General features: G+C 73.0%; 16 protein-coding genes and 6 tRNA genes. 9 read left to right on the plus strand and 13 right to left on the minus strand.

Annotated features, from left to right (window positions below; all coding sequences use genetic code 11):
- Nucleotides 1–173 precede the first annotated feature (173 nt).
- Both ACTWP8_RS35145 and ACTWP8_RS35150 read right to left on the minus strand, forming a co-directional pair.
- Nucleotides 174–245, minus strand: a tRNA-Val gene (locus ACTWP8_RS35145).
- A 54-nt stretch (nt 246–299) separates the two neighbouring features.
- Nucleotides 300–770 carry a TIGR02611 family protein gene (locus ACTWP8_RS35150; RefSeq protein WP_443326139.1) on the minus strand — a complete coding sequence of 157 codons (471 nt, stop codon included), beginning with the start codon at nt 768–770 and terminating at the stop codon, nt 300–302.
- A 190-nt stretch (nt 771–960) separates the two neighbouring features.
- Between ACTWP8_RS35150 and ACTWP8_RS35155 the strand changes: the two genes are divergently transcribed.
- Nucleotides 961–1,374: an SsgA family sporulation/cell division regulator gene (locus tag ACTWP8_RS35155; protein ID WP_003959770.1), complete on the plus strand. Its 414-nt coding sequence runs from the start codon at nt 961–963 to the stop codon at nt 1,372–1,374.
- 277 nt (nt 1,375–1,651) lie between these two features.
- Nucleotides 1,652–2,209: a CGNR zinc finger domain-containing protein gene (locus tag ACTWP8_RS35160; RefSeq protein WP_443326140.1), complete on the plus strand. Its 558-nt coding sequence runs from the start codon at nt 1,652–1,654 to the stop codon at nt 2,207–2,209.
- 38 nt (nt 2,210–2,247) lie between these two features.
- Here ACTWP8_RS35160 and ACTWP8_RS35165 read toward each other — a convergent pair whose 3' ends face one another.
- Nucleotides 2,248–2,427, minus strand: a complete 180-nt coding sequence (locus ACTWP8_RS35165) for a hypothetical protein (protein ID WP_443318108.1) — start codon at nt 2,425–2,427, stop codon at nt 2,248–2,250.
- A 90-nt stretch (nt 2,428–2,517) separates the two neighbouring features.
- Nucleotides 2,518–2,985 carry a hypothetical protein gene (locus ACTWP8_RS35170; protein ID WP_443326141.1) on the minus strand — a complete coding sequence of 156 codons (468 nt, stop codon included), beginning with the start codon at nt 2,983–2,985 and terminating at the stop codon, nt 2,518–2,520.
- A gap of 161 nt (nt 2,986–3,146) precedes the next feature.
- Here ACTWP8_RS35170 and ACTWP8_RS35175 point away from each other — a divergent pair, with 161 nt between their 5' ends.
- A complete protein-coding gene (locus ACTWP8_RS35175) occupies nt 3,147–3,653 on the plus strand; it encodes a DsbA family protein (RefSeq protein ID WP_443326142.1) in 507 nt (168 codons plus the stop codon).
- A gap of 11 nt (nt 3,654–3,664) precedes the next feature.
- Here the strand turns inward: ACTWP8_RS35175 and ACTWP8_RS35180 are convergent, their stop codons facing one another.
- From ACTWP8_RS35180 to ACTWP8_RS35190, 3 genes are all read right to left on the minus strand, one after another.
- Entirely contained in the window at nt 3,665–4,504 is an 840-nt protein-coding gene (locus ACTWP8_RS35180) for a GNAT family N-acetyltransferase (RefSeq protein ID WP_443326143.1), read from the minus strand.
- A gap of 69 nt (nt 4,505–4,573) precedes the next feature.
- On the minus strand, nt 4,574–5,398 hold the full coding sequence (locus tag ACTWP8_RS35185; protein ID WP_443326144.1) for an aminotransferase class IV: 825 nt from the start codon (nt 5,396–5,398) through the stop codon (nt 4,574–4,576).
- On the minus strand, nt 5,395–6,456 hold the full coding sequence (locus ACTWP8_RS35190) for a chorismate-binding protein (protein ID WP_443326145.1): 1,062 nt from the start codon (nt 6,454–6,456) through the stop codon (nt 5,395–5,397). Before ACTWP8_RS35190 ends, ACTWP8_RS35185 begins: the two co-directional genes overlap by 4 nt.
- A 197-nt stretch (nt 6,457–6,653) precedes the next feature.
- On the opposite strand from ACTWP8_RS35190, the gene ACTWP8_RS35195 reads away from it, so the two are divergent.
- From ACTWP8_RS35195 to ACTWP8_RS35215, 5 genes are all read left to right on the plus strand, one after another.
- Nucleotides 6,654–6,726, plus strand: a tRNA-Gly gene (locus ACTWP8_RS35195).
- Nucleotides 6,727–6,758: 32 nt separating this feature from the next.
- A tRNA-Cys gene (locus ACTWP8_RS35200) sits at nt 6,759–6,829 on the plus strand.
- A 4-nt stretch (nt 6,830–6,833) separates the two neighbouring features.
- Nucleotides 6,834–6,905: transfer RNA gene (locus ACTWP8_RS35205), tRNA-Val, on the plus strand.
- A gap of 99 nt (nt 6,906–7,004) precedes the next feature.
- Nucleotides 7,005–7,076, plus strand: a tRNA-Val gene (locus ACTWP8_RS35210).
- A 29-nt stretch (nt 7,077–7,105) separates the two neighbouring features.
- Nucleotides 7,106–7,177, plus strand: a tRNA-Val gene (locus ACTWP8_RS35215).
- A 66-nt stretch (nt 7,178–7,243) separates the two neighbouring features.
- Here the strand turns inward: ACTWP8_RS35215 and ACTWP8_RS35220 are convergent.
- The 4 genes from ACTWP8_RS35220 to ACTWP8_RS35235 form a co-directional block, all read right to left on the minus strand.
- Nucleotides 7,244–7,525, minus strand: a complete 282-nt coding sequence (locus ACTWP8_RS35220; protein ID WP_443326146.1) for a TFIIB-type zinc ribbon-containing protein — start codon at nt 7,523–7,525, stop codon at nt 7,244–7,246.
- A gap of 71 nt (nt 7,526–7,596) precedes the next feature.
- Nucleotides 7,597–8,709, minus strand: a complete 1,113-nt coding sequence (locus ACTWP8_RS35225; protein ID WP_443326147.1) for a phosphotransferase — start codon at nt 8,707–8,709, stop codon at nt 7,597–7,599.
- A gap of 908 nt (nt 8,710–9,617) precedes the next feature.
- Nucleotides 9,618–9,824, minus strand: a complete 207-nt coding sequence (locus ACTWP8_RS35230) for a hypothetical protein (RefSeq protein WP_443318116.1) — start codon at nt 9,822–9,824, stop codon at nt 9,618–9,620.
- Between the two features lie 200 nt (nt 9,825–10,024).
- The gene (locus tag ACTWP8_RS35235) at nt 10,025–10,255 is read right to left on the minus strand and encodes a hypothetical protein (protein ID WP_443326148.1); all 231 of its coding nucleotides are present in this window, start codon (nt 10,253–10,255) and stop codon (nt 10,025–10,027) included.
- Nucleotides 10,256–10,459: 204 nt separating this feature from the next.
- Here ACTWP8_RS35235 and ACTWP8_RS35240 point away from each other — a divergent pair, with 204 nt between their 5' ends.
- Nucleotides 10,460–11,734, plus strand: a complete 1,275-nt coding sequence (locus ACTWP8_RS35240) for a serine/threonine-protein kinase (RefSeq protein ID WP_443326152.1) — start codon at nt 10,460–10,462, stop codon at nt 11,732–11,734.
- 7 nt (nt 11,735–11,741) lie between these two features.
- Here ACTWP8_RS35240 and ACTWP8_RS35245 read toward each other — a convergent pair whose 3' ends face one another.
- Both ACTWP8_RS35245 and cobA read right to left on the minus strand, forming a co-directional pair.
- Entirely contained in the window at nt 11,742–12,560 is an 819-nt protein-coding gene (locus tag ACTWP8_RS35245; RefSeq protein WP_443326149.1) for a TrmH family RNA methyltransferase, read from the minus strand.
- Nucleotides 12,561–12,624: 64 nt separating this feature from the next.
- Complete coding sequence (gene cobA, locus ACTWP8_RS35250) at nt 12,625–13,866, minus strand: uroporphyrinogen-III C-methyltransferase (protein ID WP_443326150.1); 1,242 nt, start codon at nt 13,864–13,866, stop codon at nt 12,625–12,627.
- Between the last annotated feature and the right edge of the window lie 308 nt (nt 13,867–14,174).

Consider the following 14,174-nt stretch of genomic DNA (forward strand, 5'->3'; position numbering starts at 1 on the left):
CGCCGGGTTCGGAAACGCACCGAGGGGCCGGAGGCTCGAAAGCCTCCGGCCCCTCGGCCGGTGGGCGTGGGGGGTGCGGGTGGCGAAGCCCCCGCCCGCGCGGCGCAGCCGCGCAGAAAAACGAAGTTGAGGTGGCAAACGCTGCTTGTGAGCAGGGCTCGCCCCTCAACGAGTGGGCGATACTGGGATCGAACCAGTGACCTCTTCGGTGTGAACGAAGCGCTCTCCCGCTGAGCTAATCGCCCGGGCGCAGGGCATACATTACCGCATGTCAGCGCGTGCCCCTGACCATCCGCGCGTCATCGGCCGACGTGCCACGGCATCACGAAACCGTAGTTCCAGACGTATACCGCGATCCCGGTTCCGATGATCACCAGGCCGATCGACGTGAGGATTATGTTGCGCCGCCGCACCCGCGGATCCAGGGCCTTGTGTGCGGCCTCCGTCACTTTCCGTTTCGTCCAGCGCAGCACCAGCTGCGCCCACACGAACTCGGTCGCCCAGACCGCCATGCCGCCGAAGATCACCAGCCAGCCGGGGCCGGGCAGCGGCAGCATGATCACGCCCGCCGCCACGATCGCGAGACCGACCAGGAAAACGCCTACCTGCCAGCTCAGATGCAGCGTCCTCGATGCCTGGATGAACTGCGGTGCCTTCGAGCCCAGCAGTCCACCGACCGCCGTCGCGCCCGTCGCCGTCGCACCGTCCCCCGTAGCGCCGGTGGCGCCCACTTTGGCGACCTCCCGTCGCTCGTCACTCTCCGCATTCATACGGCCCAACTTACCCGACCGTGAAGCGTCACCGGAATGGTCGCCGAGGATGACTCGGGACTCCGCCGTACGGGGTACCTGAACGACCTCAAAACGGTCAGAGGGGTTTACAACGACACCGTAGGTGGCATGTCGATTTCGCCGACGTGCGAATCCCCGAGCGCACACTGAGCGAAAGGCCTTGGCGCTTATGAACACCACGGTCAGCTGCGAGCTGCACCTGCGCCTCGTTGTGTCGAGCGAATCCTCCCTGCCCGTCCCGGCGGGCCTGCGGTATGACACGGCCGATCCTTACGCCGTGCACGCCACCTTTCACACCGGAGCCGAGGAGACCGTCGAGTGGGTGTTCGCCCGCGACCTCCTCGCCGAGGGACTGCACCGGCCCACCGGCACCGGCGACGTCCGGGTCTGGCCGTCCCGCAGCCACGGCCAGGGCGTCGTGTGCATCGCCCTGAGCTCTCCGGAGGGTGAGGCTCTGCTCGAGGCCCCGGCGCGGGCGCTGGAGTCGTTCCTCAAGCGGACGGACGCCGCGGTGCCCCCGGGCACCGAGCACCGCCACTTCGATCTCGATACCGAGCTCTCCCACATCCTGGCCGAAAGCTGAGCCGGGCGACACCTGAGAGGCACCGCAGGACCAACCGCCCCCTACCGCTCACAGCCCGTAGCCGTCCGACTCGGGGAGACGGCGCGAGCCCGGACCTCGCAACCGCACACGCACCGCAGACATCGCAGACACTTCGCAGACACCGGCGCCTTCGCCGCGGATCGCACCGCGGCGAAGGCGCCGGTGCGTTGCGAGCGCTAAAGTCGGCGAGCATCTGCGGATGCACACGCACCTGCGGAAGCCAGGCAGCTGTCGACCACCGGCCAGGGAGCGAACCGTGCTGATCAACCATGACACCCGGTGCGCACTCGACGCCGTCGTCGATCTGGTCAACAGCGCGGCGGAGGGCGAAGAGCCCGACTCGCTGCCCGATGTCGCCGCGCTGCGGCGCTTCGTCGACCGGCACAGCATCAGCGACGTGGAACGGCTCGACGCCCGCGACCTGGCGGCCGTACGGAGCGTGCGCGCGGGCTTCGCCGAGGTCTTCGCGACCGAGGACACCCGGGCCCTGGCGGAGCTGCTCAACAAGATGGTCGCGGGCGCGGGCACCACGCCGCGCCTGACGGACCACGACGGCTACGACTGGCACGTGCACTACTTCGCGCCGGGCGCCTCCCTCGCCGACCACCTGGCGGCCGACGGCGGCATGGCCCTCGCCTTCCTGGTCGTCGCCGGTGAGCGGGAGCGGCTGCGGCGCTGCGAGGCCCCGGACTGCCGGCGGGCCTTCGTGGACCTCTCCAGGAACCGCTCCCGCCGCTACTGCGACAGCAGGACCTGCGGCAACCGGCTGCATGTGGCCGCGTACCGGGCGCGGCGCCGCGAAGCCGGGGAGTGAGCCGACCGCTTCCGCGCCACCACGGATACCGGGCCGCGTCACCACGGATACAGATCGTAGAGAGCCGTGAAGAGCAGCAGGGCGCCGATCACCGTGAGGAACAGCATCAGCGGGGGCTGGGAGAGCGCGAAGAGGCAGCCGCGCGATTCGGCGCCGGGGTCCCCCGGACCAGGGGACAGGGACTGGTCGGCGCCAGGGGTGGCGAGGTCGTCGTTCATCTCCCGCCGATGATGGCGCAGCTCCGCCACCCCTGAGGATCAACACGCGGATTTTTCAGGGGACTTCGTCATGACTTGACAAAGGCTTCGTCAGATCCCGTGCTTCTTGAGGATCGCCTCGATGTCCTGGAAGTCCTCGAGGCCGTCGGACGATCCGGAGGTGGCCTTCGGCTTGGGCTGGACCGACTGGCGGCCCGGGCCCAGCGTGGGGGCCGAGGCCCCCGGCTCCACGGCCGGCCGCCCTGCCGGCCCGTCCGCCCTGCGTCCCGCGCCGCGCCGCCCCGCGATCCTGGCGGCCGCGAAGAGCACCACGGATGTGGCGAGGACGGCGAAGCCCGCCCACACCGACGGCTTGAACACCAGGTCCGCGGCCCAGTCGCCGACGGCCCGCCCGACCTCCCCGCCCAGCTCCGCGAGCCCGGCCATGGCCAGGCCGACGGGGATCAGCGAGAGCGCGGCGATCCGGGTCGCGCGCAGGAAGCGGCGCCGGTACGCCGTGAGGATCGCGATCGCGAGGCCCGCGGCGGACAGCGCCACGCATACGGTCGTGGTCAGCATCGCCCGCACTCCCATCCCCGTCGTGGTGGTCGTGCTTCCATCGTGCACCGCAGGCCATGGCACCGGCCATGCCCCGGGCGCTCCCTCAGGGACATCTCCGGGACGGGCTCCTCCCCAGGTGCCGGTTCGAGCGGCCCTGGCCGTCCTGCGAGACTGGCGCCATGAGCAACGCCACCCCGAGCCGCCCCGTCCTCGACGTCTGGTGCGAGCTGCAGTGCCCGGACTGCCGCGCCGCCCTGGAAGACCTGCGCGCCCTGCGCGAGCGCTACGGCGAGGCGCTCGAGCTGCGCCTTCGGCACTTCCCGCTCGAGAAGCACAAGCACGCCTACGCCGCGGCCCAGGCCGCCGAGGAGGCCGCGGCGCAGGGCAGGGGCTGGCCGTACGTGGAGGCGGTGCTGGGGCGTACGGAGGCGCTGGCGACGCGGGGGGAGCCGCTGCTCGTGGAGGTGGCGGGAGAACTCGGCCTGGACACCGAGGAGATGGACACCGCGCTGATCGACGGGCGGCACATGCTGATCGTGGACGCGGACCAGGCGGAGGGGAAGGCGATCGGGGTCACGGGCACGCCGACGTATGTGATCGGCGACGAGCGTCTCGACGGCGGGAAGAGCCAGGAAGGCCTGCGGGAGCGGATCGAGGAGATCGCCGACCGGCTGCTGGGCCGCTGACGCGCAAGGCGTCAGATCAGCGGCTTGTACAGGTGGCGCCGGGCCGTCTCGTAGCCCAGCGACTCGTACAGCCGGATCGCCGGGGTGTTTCCCGCGAAGACGTTGAGGCCGAGGCGGTCGGCCCCTGCGGCCCGGCACTCGTGCTCGGCGACCAGCATCAGCGAACGCCCGTGGCCGTGTCCTCGGTGCTTCTCGGCGACCCGGACGTCGAAGACAAAGCCGTCGTAGTCGTCGGGCAGATCCTCGGCCAGGGACACCCACAGGGTGCCTACGTCGGTGCCCTGGTGGGACAGGATGCGCAGCACGGCGCCCGGCGTGCGCCCGCCGTACGGCAGCATGGCCGCGTGGTCCGCCTCGGCCTTGGCCCGCGCCTGGTCCTCGGGCACGCCCCGGTCGGCCCAGCTCTGCACGTACTCCCGCTTCGCGGAGTCGAGCCAGGCCGCGAACTCGGACTCGCTCATCGGCCGGGCCTCGCTGCCCTCCGGGGGTCCGGGCGGCTGCTCGGGGACCTTCTTGACCATGTTCCGGTTGCGCTCGGTGTAGCCGAGCGCGACGGCCAGGTGCAAGGCCGTCGTCGCGGCCGCCGGGACGATCACCTCGATACGGCGGCAGCCCCAGCCGCGCAGCACTTCCTCGGCAGCGAGCGCGGCGACGGTGCCGCGGCCGCGCCGCCGGTCTCGCTCTTCGATCCGCAGGTCAACGATCCGTCCCACGGCCGGGCCGAACCTGCTGTCCGTACTGAGCTCGATCGTGCCGACCCGGCGGCCGTTGACACAGATCTCGTAGTCGCGGGACCGCAGCCCGTCGGGGCCGCGCCGTTCCGGCCCCGTGGGCCGCAGGGTGGTGGTCATCAGAGGTGTTGTACCTGCTCCGCGGCCCCGCGTCACCCGTTTCGGCCGGGCCCTGTCCGCGTCTGCGACTCAGCGCGGGTCGGGGTCGGCGGCGGACCGCTCGTCGAAGATCCGCATCGCCTTGGACGTGACCGGGCCCGGCGCGCCGGGCAGTTCCCGGCCGTCGACCCGGTGCACACCCTGGACGTCGCGGAGCGTGGAGGTCAGGAACACCTCGTCGGCCCGCTCGAGCACGTCCAGCGGCAGGTCGGTCTCCTTCGCCCCGGCCCAATCCGCAACGAGGGCGCGGGTGATGCCCGCGAGGCAGCCCGAGGCGAGCGGCGGGGTGTGGAGCTCGCCGTCGAGCACGACGAAGACGTTGGCGCCGGTGCCCTCGCAGAGCTGCCCGACGGTGTTGGCGAGCAGCGCCTCGGAGGCGCCGTGCTCGCGCGCCCTGGCCAGCGCGACCACGTTCTCGGCGTACGACGTGGTCTTCAGGCCGGCGAGCGCGCCGCGCTCGTTGCGGGTCCAGGGCACGGTCACAACCGCCGTGGTGTCGGGGCGGCGGGTCGTCTCACCGAGCGCGACGACCAGCGTGGCCGGGGCGGTACCCCGGTCGGAACCGAGCGGCGAGAGCCCGCCGGTGTAGGTGATCCGCAGCCGGCCGAGCGGCATCGGTTCGGCCGCCAGCACCGCGTCACAGGCCCGCCGCACCTCGTCGAGGTCCGGCTCTGGCAGCCCGAGACCGCGGGCGGAGCGTGCGAGCCGGTCGAGGTGCCGGGTCATCGCGAAGGCCCGTCCTTCGACCGCCTTGATCGTCTCGAAGACGCCGTCGCCGACCGTGAGACCGTGATCGAGCACGGAGACCCGCGCCGCGTCGGCGTCCCGCAGCCCGCCGTCGAGCCAGATCTTCATCGTGGGGACCTCCCCGTCTCGGCGTATGTGCCCGACGCTACCGCGAGCAGCCGGGAAGCCTTCAGTTCGGTCTCGTCCCACTCGCGCTCCGGGTCCGAGCCCCAGGTGATCCCGGCGCCCGTGCCGAAGCGCAGCACGGGGCGACCGGGCCCGGCCCGGTCGATCCAGAACGTACGGATGCCGACGGCCAGCTCGCCCGTACCGCGGTCCGCGTCGACCCAGCCGATGCCGCCGCAGTACGGGCCGCGGGGCGCGGTCTCCAGCGCCTCGATGATCCGCAGCGCGCTGGACTTGGGGGCGCCGGTGACCGAGCCGGGAGGGAACGTTCCGGCAAGCAGCTCTGGCCAGCCCGCGCCGTCGGCCAGCTCGCCGCGCACGGTGGAGACGAGGTGCACCAGACCCGGGTGCTCCTCGACGGCGCACAGCGCGGGGACGGTCACCGAGCCGGTGGCGCAGACCCGGCCCAGGTCGTTGCGGACCAGGTCCACGATCATCACGTTCTCGGCGCGGTCCTTGTCCAGGAGATCGGCCGCCGTACGCCCCGTGCCCTTGATCGGCCCGGACTCCACGACCCGGCCGTCACGGCGCAGGAAGAGCTCGGGCGAGGCAGTGGCCACCTCGACGCCATGGGCGGGCAGCCGGACCGTACCGGCGTACGGGGCCGGGTTGCCGCGGGCGAGCAGCGCCGTCAGCGCGTCGACGTCCGCCGGATCGCCGCCGGCGGGCAGCGGCGCGGACAGAATGCGGCACAGATTGGCCTGGTAGACCTCGCCCGCGGCGATGTGCTCCCGTATCCGCCGCACGCCCGCCGTGTACGCGGCGCGGTCGAGCGAGGACGTCCAGTCGCCGGCGGCGGGGCCGCGCCATGCGCCGGGCTCCGGGCCGGGGACGGGCTCGTGCCGTACGTCCCCGAAGCGGGCGCAGACCAGCCGACCCTCGAAGTCCGCGACCACGGCCCAGAAGCCGGAGGAGTCCAGGGCCGCAGGATCGCTCGTCACATCGCACAGATCGGAGGCGACGAGGCCGCCGAAGCGGGCGAGCGGGACGAGGTCGTGCACGGCTGCGAGTCTATGGCGGCCCCGACCGGGGTGCCCCGGGCGGGCAAGAAACGGCGCACAGTCGGGCAAGCAGCGGTGCACGCTGGGGAAACGGAATTTGAGCTGGCCCAGGAATCCGCTAGAGTTCAACACGTCGCCGGGACGCGGGTGCGCCCCGGGGATGGAGCAGCTCCCGGACCGAGTCCGGGGACGCACCTGCGGACGTGGCTCAGTTGGTAGAGCATCACCTTGCCAAGGTGAGGGTCGCGAGTTCGAATCTCGTCGTCCGCTCGACGTGGGGGATCATCCCGAACCCCCGCACTGGTGGAGTGGCCGAGAGGCGAGGCAACGGCCTGCAAAGCCGTCTACACGGGTTCAAATCCCGTCTCCACCTCTACGGACGATTAGCTCAGCGGGAGAGCGCTTCCCTGACACGGAAGAGGTCACTGGTTCAATCCCAGTATCGTCCACTGGGTCCGCGAGGACCTTCCCCGGAGGTACTCCCCTGGCTTCGCCGGGGGGGAACCCTACCCAGCGGTGGCTGGGGGACTTCGGCACGGGGAGCCCCAGCGCGATTAGCTCAGCGGGAGAGCGCTTCCCTGACACGGAAGAGGTCACTGGTTCAATCCCAGTATCGCGCACGCACCATCGGTGGCATTCGCTGCACCGAGGACGATTAGCTCAGCGGGAGAGCGCTTCCCTGACACGGAAGAGGTCACTGGTTCAATCCCAGTATCGTCCACACCGATCGGCCGAGGGCCGGAGCCTTGAGCTCCGGCCCTCGGTCGTTCGCCGTGCTCCGGGTCTCTCAGGAGGAGAAGAGCATCCGGCCGAAGCTCCGGTGGCCGTGATGGTGGCCGTGATGGCCGTGATGACCTTGGTGCGGGGCACCCCAGGCCGGGGCGGAGGGGTACGCCTGCGGACCGGGCGGGGGCGGCGGAGCCTGCTGCGACCACTGCGTCTCGAGCCGGGTCAGCGACTCCAGCTCCCCGTAGTCGAGGAATATCCCCCGGCAACCGCTGCACTGCTCGATCTGGACGCCGTTGCGGTTGTACGTGTGCATCGGCGCATGGCACTTGGGACACTGCATCGTCGGCTCAGCTCCTCGCCGTAAAACGTCGGAAACGCCGGGAAATTCTGCCCGGCGGCTGGGACTTCACGCTACGGCCTGGCGGCGCGCGACATGCCGCCGGGCTCGGGACGGGCGGTATGGGTGCCGTGCTCCGAACCGGCCATGCGGGCGCAGGCGTCGAGCAGCGCCCGCTCGGCCTCGTCGAGGGGGCGGCGCCCCGCGGAGGCCTTGGCGAGCGCGAGCGCGGCCGACTGGACCGTCAGGGTCCGGGCGGGGACGTCGAGTTCCGGCCAGGGGTCGCCCTCGGGCCGTACGGCCGGGCCGCCGGAGGAGCGGTACGCGTCCAGGAAGCGCTGCCACACATCTGGGGCGAGCAGGCCGACGGCGAACCAGGCCGCCGGGCGGGCGAGATCCCACGCCGGGTCGCCGAGGCCGAGGTCGTCGACGTCGATCAGCAGCCACGGGCCGTGGGGGGCCGGGTGCCTGACGAGCTGACCGAGGTGCCAGTCGCCGTGGCAGAGGGCGCGGGCACGCGGCGGCGGGGCCTCGCCCCGTGCCCAGGGCGGCAGGGCGTCCCAGACGCGCAGCACGGTCGCGGGGCCGGGCTCGGCGCCGCTCCCGCGCTCGGTGGCGGTCGCGGTCGCGCGCTCGGTCGCGCCCTCGCTCGTCCAGGCGGCTGCCCGCAGCCGGGCGATGGCCCGCGCGGCCTTGGCCGGACCGCGCATCGGCGGGACGGGTCCCGCCAGTTCGGCAGGCGGAACGGAGTGCAGCCGGGCGAGGAGGACCGCTGCCTCCTCCCACGGGGCGGCGTCGGGCTCATCGGGCGCCACGGGTTCGCCGGCGGGCCACAGCGTGGCCGGGCGCCCGTCGTGCAGGACGCCGAGCAGGTCGCCATCGCGCGACGCCGGCAGCGGCGGGAGCAGGACGCCACCGAGCCGCGGATGGGCGGCGATCCGGAGCCGCGCGGCGAGCGCGGCGGGATCGCTGCCGGGGGCGTGCGCCTTGGAGACGACGGGCCCGATCCGTACGACGGTGCCGTCGGGGCGGTCGGCGACGACGGTCGCCTCGTGGGCGGGGCCGCCGGTCGCCTCGCCGGCGGGGCCGCTCCGCGCGGCGGGGAGGGGGCACGACGCGAGCCCGCTTCGCGCGGCCTCCGCGCCGCGCCCGAATGCGGCCAACTGCTCGGCCACCGACGTCCCCAAGGCATCCCCCTGCAGGTTTCTCCGCTTCCCGCCCGGCGGGCTCGGATCGGATCTTACGGCGGGCTGGCGGTGCTGCGATTGGGCCCGGCCTTCGGCCGGGGCGCCTCGTGTGCGGTGGGTGGGTCAGGGGTGGGGCGGGGTAGTCCCTCTGGGGCTGCATGATTTACGGGCCGGCACGGTCGTACGTCCCGTGCGGGCCGCCGTCAAGCCGGCCCACACATCACGCTTTACGCCCCTGCCGGGACCACCCCGCCCCACCCCTTCCCGCCGTCGCGCGTCTGCCACCCATCGCCCACTCCACCCAACCATCACCAACTCAGCCATTACGGCCGGGGCCAGTCGGCCGCCGCCGTACCCCCCTGCACGTGAACGCCGGCGGCGCCGCAAAGGCCTGCAGCAAGCAGAGCTGGGGTGACATGCGGTCCACCCGACGGCACATCGCCGACCGCAGACACCATCACACCCGGGCCCGCGCACCTGGCCGTCAGGGTGGGCGGAAGGGGCCCGGGGGCCGACCGCATGGCCATTACAGTGCCCGCCGCGCACGGTCCGCAGGCGGGTACCGGCGGGAGGGGGCGGGGTGGGGTGGTCCCGGCAGGGGCGTAAAGCGTGATGTGTGGGCCGGCTTGACGGCGGCCCGCAGACGGCGAACGACCGTGCCGGCCCGTAAATCATGCAGCCCCAGAGGGGCCACCCCACCCAGCCCCCGACCCACGCACCCACCGACCCGCCATCACGCGGCGCCACCCACCACCCCGCGGAGCGGCCGTCGCGGCGAGCGAAACGGCACTGCCCGGACAGTTCCCCAACTGTCCGGGCATTCGTGCCGTCCGCCGCACCCCCGTCCCCACGGGGTTGATTGGCCGGTGTCCCCGGCCCGGGCCGCTCTCCCGGGCCCGGGGCGCCGCTCAGCGCCCCAGCAAACCGACCACGGACGACGCCTGTGTGACGACGGCCTCCCAGCCGCCGAAGACCACCGCGAGCAGTGCCGCAAGCGGCAGCACCATCGCGGTGGCGACGAGCGGGTGGCGTGTGCCGGACGGCCGGACGCCGAACGCGGCGACCGCCTTGCGTCCCTGCGACCGGAAGGCCGCTCGTCCCACCGTCTCCGCCATGGCCCCCGCTCCCTTCCCGCACCGCTTCCCGTTTGGGGCGGCGGGCGTCTGACCTCGGGGGACGAGTGCTCCGCCCGCCGCTTGACTTCAACATTAGGGGCGCGTCCACGCCCGGTCGTCATGCCGTCGTATCGATTGCCGGGCCTCCCGGAGGATGACACCGGCCGGAAGCGGATACTCCCCTGGGTGGAGATCCGCTCCTACGCCTGAGGGTCATCCCCGAGGGGGGCGGTCCCCGTCCTCCGTTCTGGGCACGGGGTGCTCTGGGCACCTCCCATTGCGAAGCGTTGGGGGAGGGTGACTTCGCTCACCTCCACGACTCCCCTGCGCACCGCCGTCTCCACCCTGCGGACGGCCCTCGAGTCCACCCTGTCGTACGTCCGCGTCGTGTCTCCGGCGTCCACGACCATCTCCACCCGGTCACCCTTCACCGGATCAATCCCCGTTCCACGACGGGCCGTTGAGATCTCGCACCCGATCGAGGGACCGGATACGGCAGCCGCCCCCGCCCGTACTTCCAGGATCCCACCGGGTACTGACAATCCGTCGGCCGACGCATGCGCCGCCTATGAGCGCACTGGGCCCTCAATCCGTAAGCTGTGCCACGTCAGACGGACCGGCTAGCGGGGATGGACATGGCGATGATGCGGCTCCGGCGCGAGGACCCGCGTGTCGTCGGCTCGTTCAGGCTCCACAGGCGGCTGGGCGCCGGCGGCATGGGCGTGGTGTACCTCGGTTCGGACCGGCGCGGGCAGCGGGTGGCGCTGAAGGTGATCCGGCCGGACCTGGCGGAGGATCAGGAGTTCCGCTCGCGTTTCGCGCGCGAGGTGTCGGCGGCTCGCCGGATCCGCGGCGGCTGTACGGCCCGGCTGGTGGCCGCGGACCTGGAGGCGGACCGGCCGTGGTTCGCCACCCAGTACGTGCCGGGCCCCTCGCTGCACGACAAGGTGACCGAGGAGGGCCCGCTGTCGGCGGCACGGACCGCGTCGATCGGCGCGGCCCTGTCCGAGGGCCTGGTGGCCGTGCACGAGGCCGGTGTTGTGCACCGCGATCTCAAGCCGTCGAACATCCTTCTCTCCCCGAAGGGCCCCCGGATCATCGACTTCGGAATCGCCTGGGCGACCGGGGCCAGCACGCTGACGCACGTCGGTACGGCCGTCGGCTCGCCCGGCTTCCTCGCGCCCGAGCAGGTGCGGGGCGCCGCCGTGACCCCGGCGACCGACGTCTTCGCGCTGGGCGCGACCCTCGCCTACTGCGCGACCGCGGACTCCCCCTTCGGCCAGGGAAGTTCGGAGGTCATGCTCTACCGCGTGGTGCACGAGGAGCCGCAGCTGTACGGCGTACCGGACTCGCTCGCTCCGCTCATCCAGGCGTGCCTGGCCAAGGATCCCGTGGACCGCCCGACCACCCTGCAGCTGTCCATGCGGCTCAAGGAGATCGCGGCGCGCGAGGCGCAGGGCCTGTCCGAGGTCCGGCCGCCCGCCCAGCGCCGGGAGGCGGACCGTCCGGTGGGTCGCCCGACCGAGGCGTACACGCGGCAGCACACGGAGCGGCGCCCGTCGTCGGCCGCGCCCCGCGCCCAGTCCCCGCGCGCCTCCACCCCGCGTACAGGGACGCGCCCCGGCCGGCCCACGCCCGTCGCCCGCGGCACCGCGCGCAACGCCGGGCGGGGCGGCACGCGCCCCAACACCCGTACGGCCACGCGCACGGGAGGCGCGGGCCGCCGCCCCCGGGTCAACCGTCGGCTGCTGCGGCAGCGGTTGATCGTGTTCGTCACGGTCACCCTGCTCGTGGCGCTGGGCATCGCGGCGGCTCAGGGCTGCCAGGGCCCGGCGCGCGGCCTCGGCCTCACGAAGGACTGGTCGGCACAGCACGCCGCACCGGGGTCATCGCCGTCGTTGGCGCGCTGAGGCCGGTTCAGCCCTCCGGGCGGCCGGTCGCCACCGCGTAGAAAGCGACCGCCGCGGCGGCGCCCACGTTGAGCGAGTCGACGCCGTGCGCCATCGGGATACGGACCCACTCGTCCGCCGCCACCAGCGCCTGCCTGGACAGCCCTTCGCCCTCCGCTCCGAGCATCAGCGCGACCCGCTCAAGGCGGTGCGGGGCGGCTTCGTCGATGGCCGCGGCCTTCTCGTCGGGGGTCAGGGCGAGCAGCGTGAACCCGGCCTCGCGCACCGCCTCCAGGTCCCGCGGCCAGATTCCCAGCCTCGCGTACGGGACCGAGAAGACCGCTCCCATCGAGACCTTCACCGATCGCCGGTAGAGCGGGTCGGCGCAGTCCGGCGACAGCAGCACCGCGTCCATGCCGAGGGCGGCGGCACTGCGAAAGATGGCGCCGATGTTGGTGTGGTCGTTGACCGCCTCCATGACCACCACCCGGCGCGCACCGGCCAGCAGTTCCCCGGCGGTGGGCAGCGGCTTGCGCTGCATGGAGGCCAGGGCGCCGCGGTGCACGTGGTAGCCGGTCACCTGCTCGGCGAGCTCGGGGCTCACCGCGTAGACGGGCGCGGGTACCTCGTCGATCACATCGCGCATCACGTCGATCCACTTGGCCGACAGCAGCATCGAGCGCATCTCGTAACCGGCGTGCCTGGCGCGCCGGATCACCTTCTCGCCCTCGGCGATGAACAGCCCTTCCGCGGGCTCCCGCTTGCGCCGGAGCTCGACGTCGGTCAGGCCCGTGTAGTCGCTCAGGCGGGGATCGTCGGGGTCGTCGACCGTGATGAGATCTGCCACAGGGCGATACTGCCTTGTCCTCGATCCGCTGCCAACGGCTGGGGACAAGTTGGGTTACCGGCGGTTACGCGCGGGGGCTCGCGCCGACCGCGACGACCTCGCCGATGACCACGACCGCCGGCGGCCGTACGCCCTCGGCGCGTACGGTCTCCGCGACGTTCGCCAGTGTGGCGTCGACCCGGCGCTGAGCCGCCGTGGTGCCCTCCTGGATCACGGCGACCGGTGTGTCCTCCGCCCGGCCGTGCCCGATCAGCGCCTCGGCGATGGCGCCGATCCGCTCCACGGCCATCAGCAGCACCAGCGTGCCGCGCAGGCGGGCGAGCGCCTGCCAGTCCACGAGCGACCGCGGGTCGTCGGGGGCGACATGGCCGCTGACGACGGTGAACTCGTGCGCGACGCCGCGGTGGGTGACGGGGATGCCCGCCGCGCCCGGCACGCTGATCGCGCTCGAGATCCCGGGCACGACGGTGCACGGAATGCCCGCCTCCGCCAGCGCCTCGGCCTCCTCCATGCCGCGGCCGAAGACGAACGGGTCGCCGCCCTTGAGCCGTACGACGGCCTTGCCCGCCTTCGCGTGCTCGATGAGCGCGTTGTTGATCGCCTCCTGGGCCATGAACCGGCCGTACGGGATCTTCGCCGCGTCGATCACCTCGACGTGCGGCGGGAGTTCGTCGAGCAGATCGCGCGGGCCGAGGCGGTCGGCGATCACGACGTCCGCCTCGGCGAGGAGCCGGCGGCCGCGCACCGTGATCAGGTCCGGGTCGCCGGGACCGCCGCCGACCAGGGCGACGCCCGGCGTACGGGCGCGATGGCGGGGGGCGGCGAGCGTACCGTCGCGCAGGCCCTCGACCACCGCGTCCCGTACGGCGGCCGAGCGGCGCGGGTCGCGGCCGGTGAGGACCGCGACGGTGACGCCCTCGCTGCGGCCGGTGGCCGGGGTCCAGGCGGTTGCCGCCTCGGCGTCGTCGCTGCGCACGCACCACACGCGGTGGGCCTCGGCCTCTGCGGAGGCTGCGGCGTTCGCCTCGGCGTCGTCGGTGGTGATCAGCGCGTACCAGGCGTCCGCCAGGTCGCCTTCGCGGTAGCGGCGGCGCTCCCAGCGCAGCTCGCCCGCTTCGGCCATCGCCTCGACGGAGGGGGTCGCCGAGGGCGCGATCAGCAGAACGTCCGCGCCTGCGGCGAGCAGTCCGGGGAGCCGCCGCTGCGCGACCTGGCCGGCGCCGACGACGACGACCCGGCGTCCGGCGAGACGCAGTCCGACGGGGTAGGCGGGGGTGGTCGCGGGGTGGGCGGCGTTGTCGGTCATGGCGGTGCGGATCCTCCGTGCGGAGAGGCGGGTGCGGGGCCGCTGCGGCGCTGAAGCGGCGAGTTCGGCCGTGCGACGGCCCTCGCCGCCCACCCTACGGGGCGGGGCCGCGCGCGTCTGCGCGGCCTCCGCCGAAGATCATCCCCGGCCGGGTGTGCGGGGTGGCGGGGGAGGCGGCTCGTGTCCGGTGGGTGAGTCAGGGGTGGGGCGGGGTGGTCCCTCTGGGGCTGCATGATTTACGGGCCGGCACGGTCGTACGTCCCGTGCGGGCCACCGGTGAGGCCGGCCCACAAATCACGTTTTACGCC

Origin of the sequence: Streptomyces sp. 7N604 (assembly GCF_052245475.1) — a bacterium.
In the GTDB taxonomy this organism is placed as follows: Bacteria; Actinomycetota; Actinomycetes; order Streptomycetales; family Streptomycetaceae; genus Streptomyces.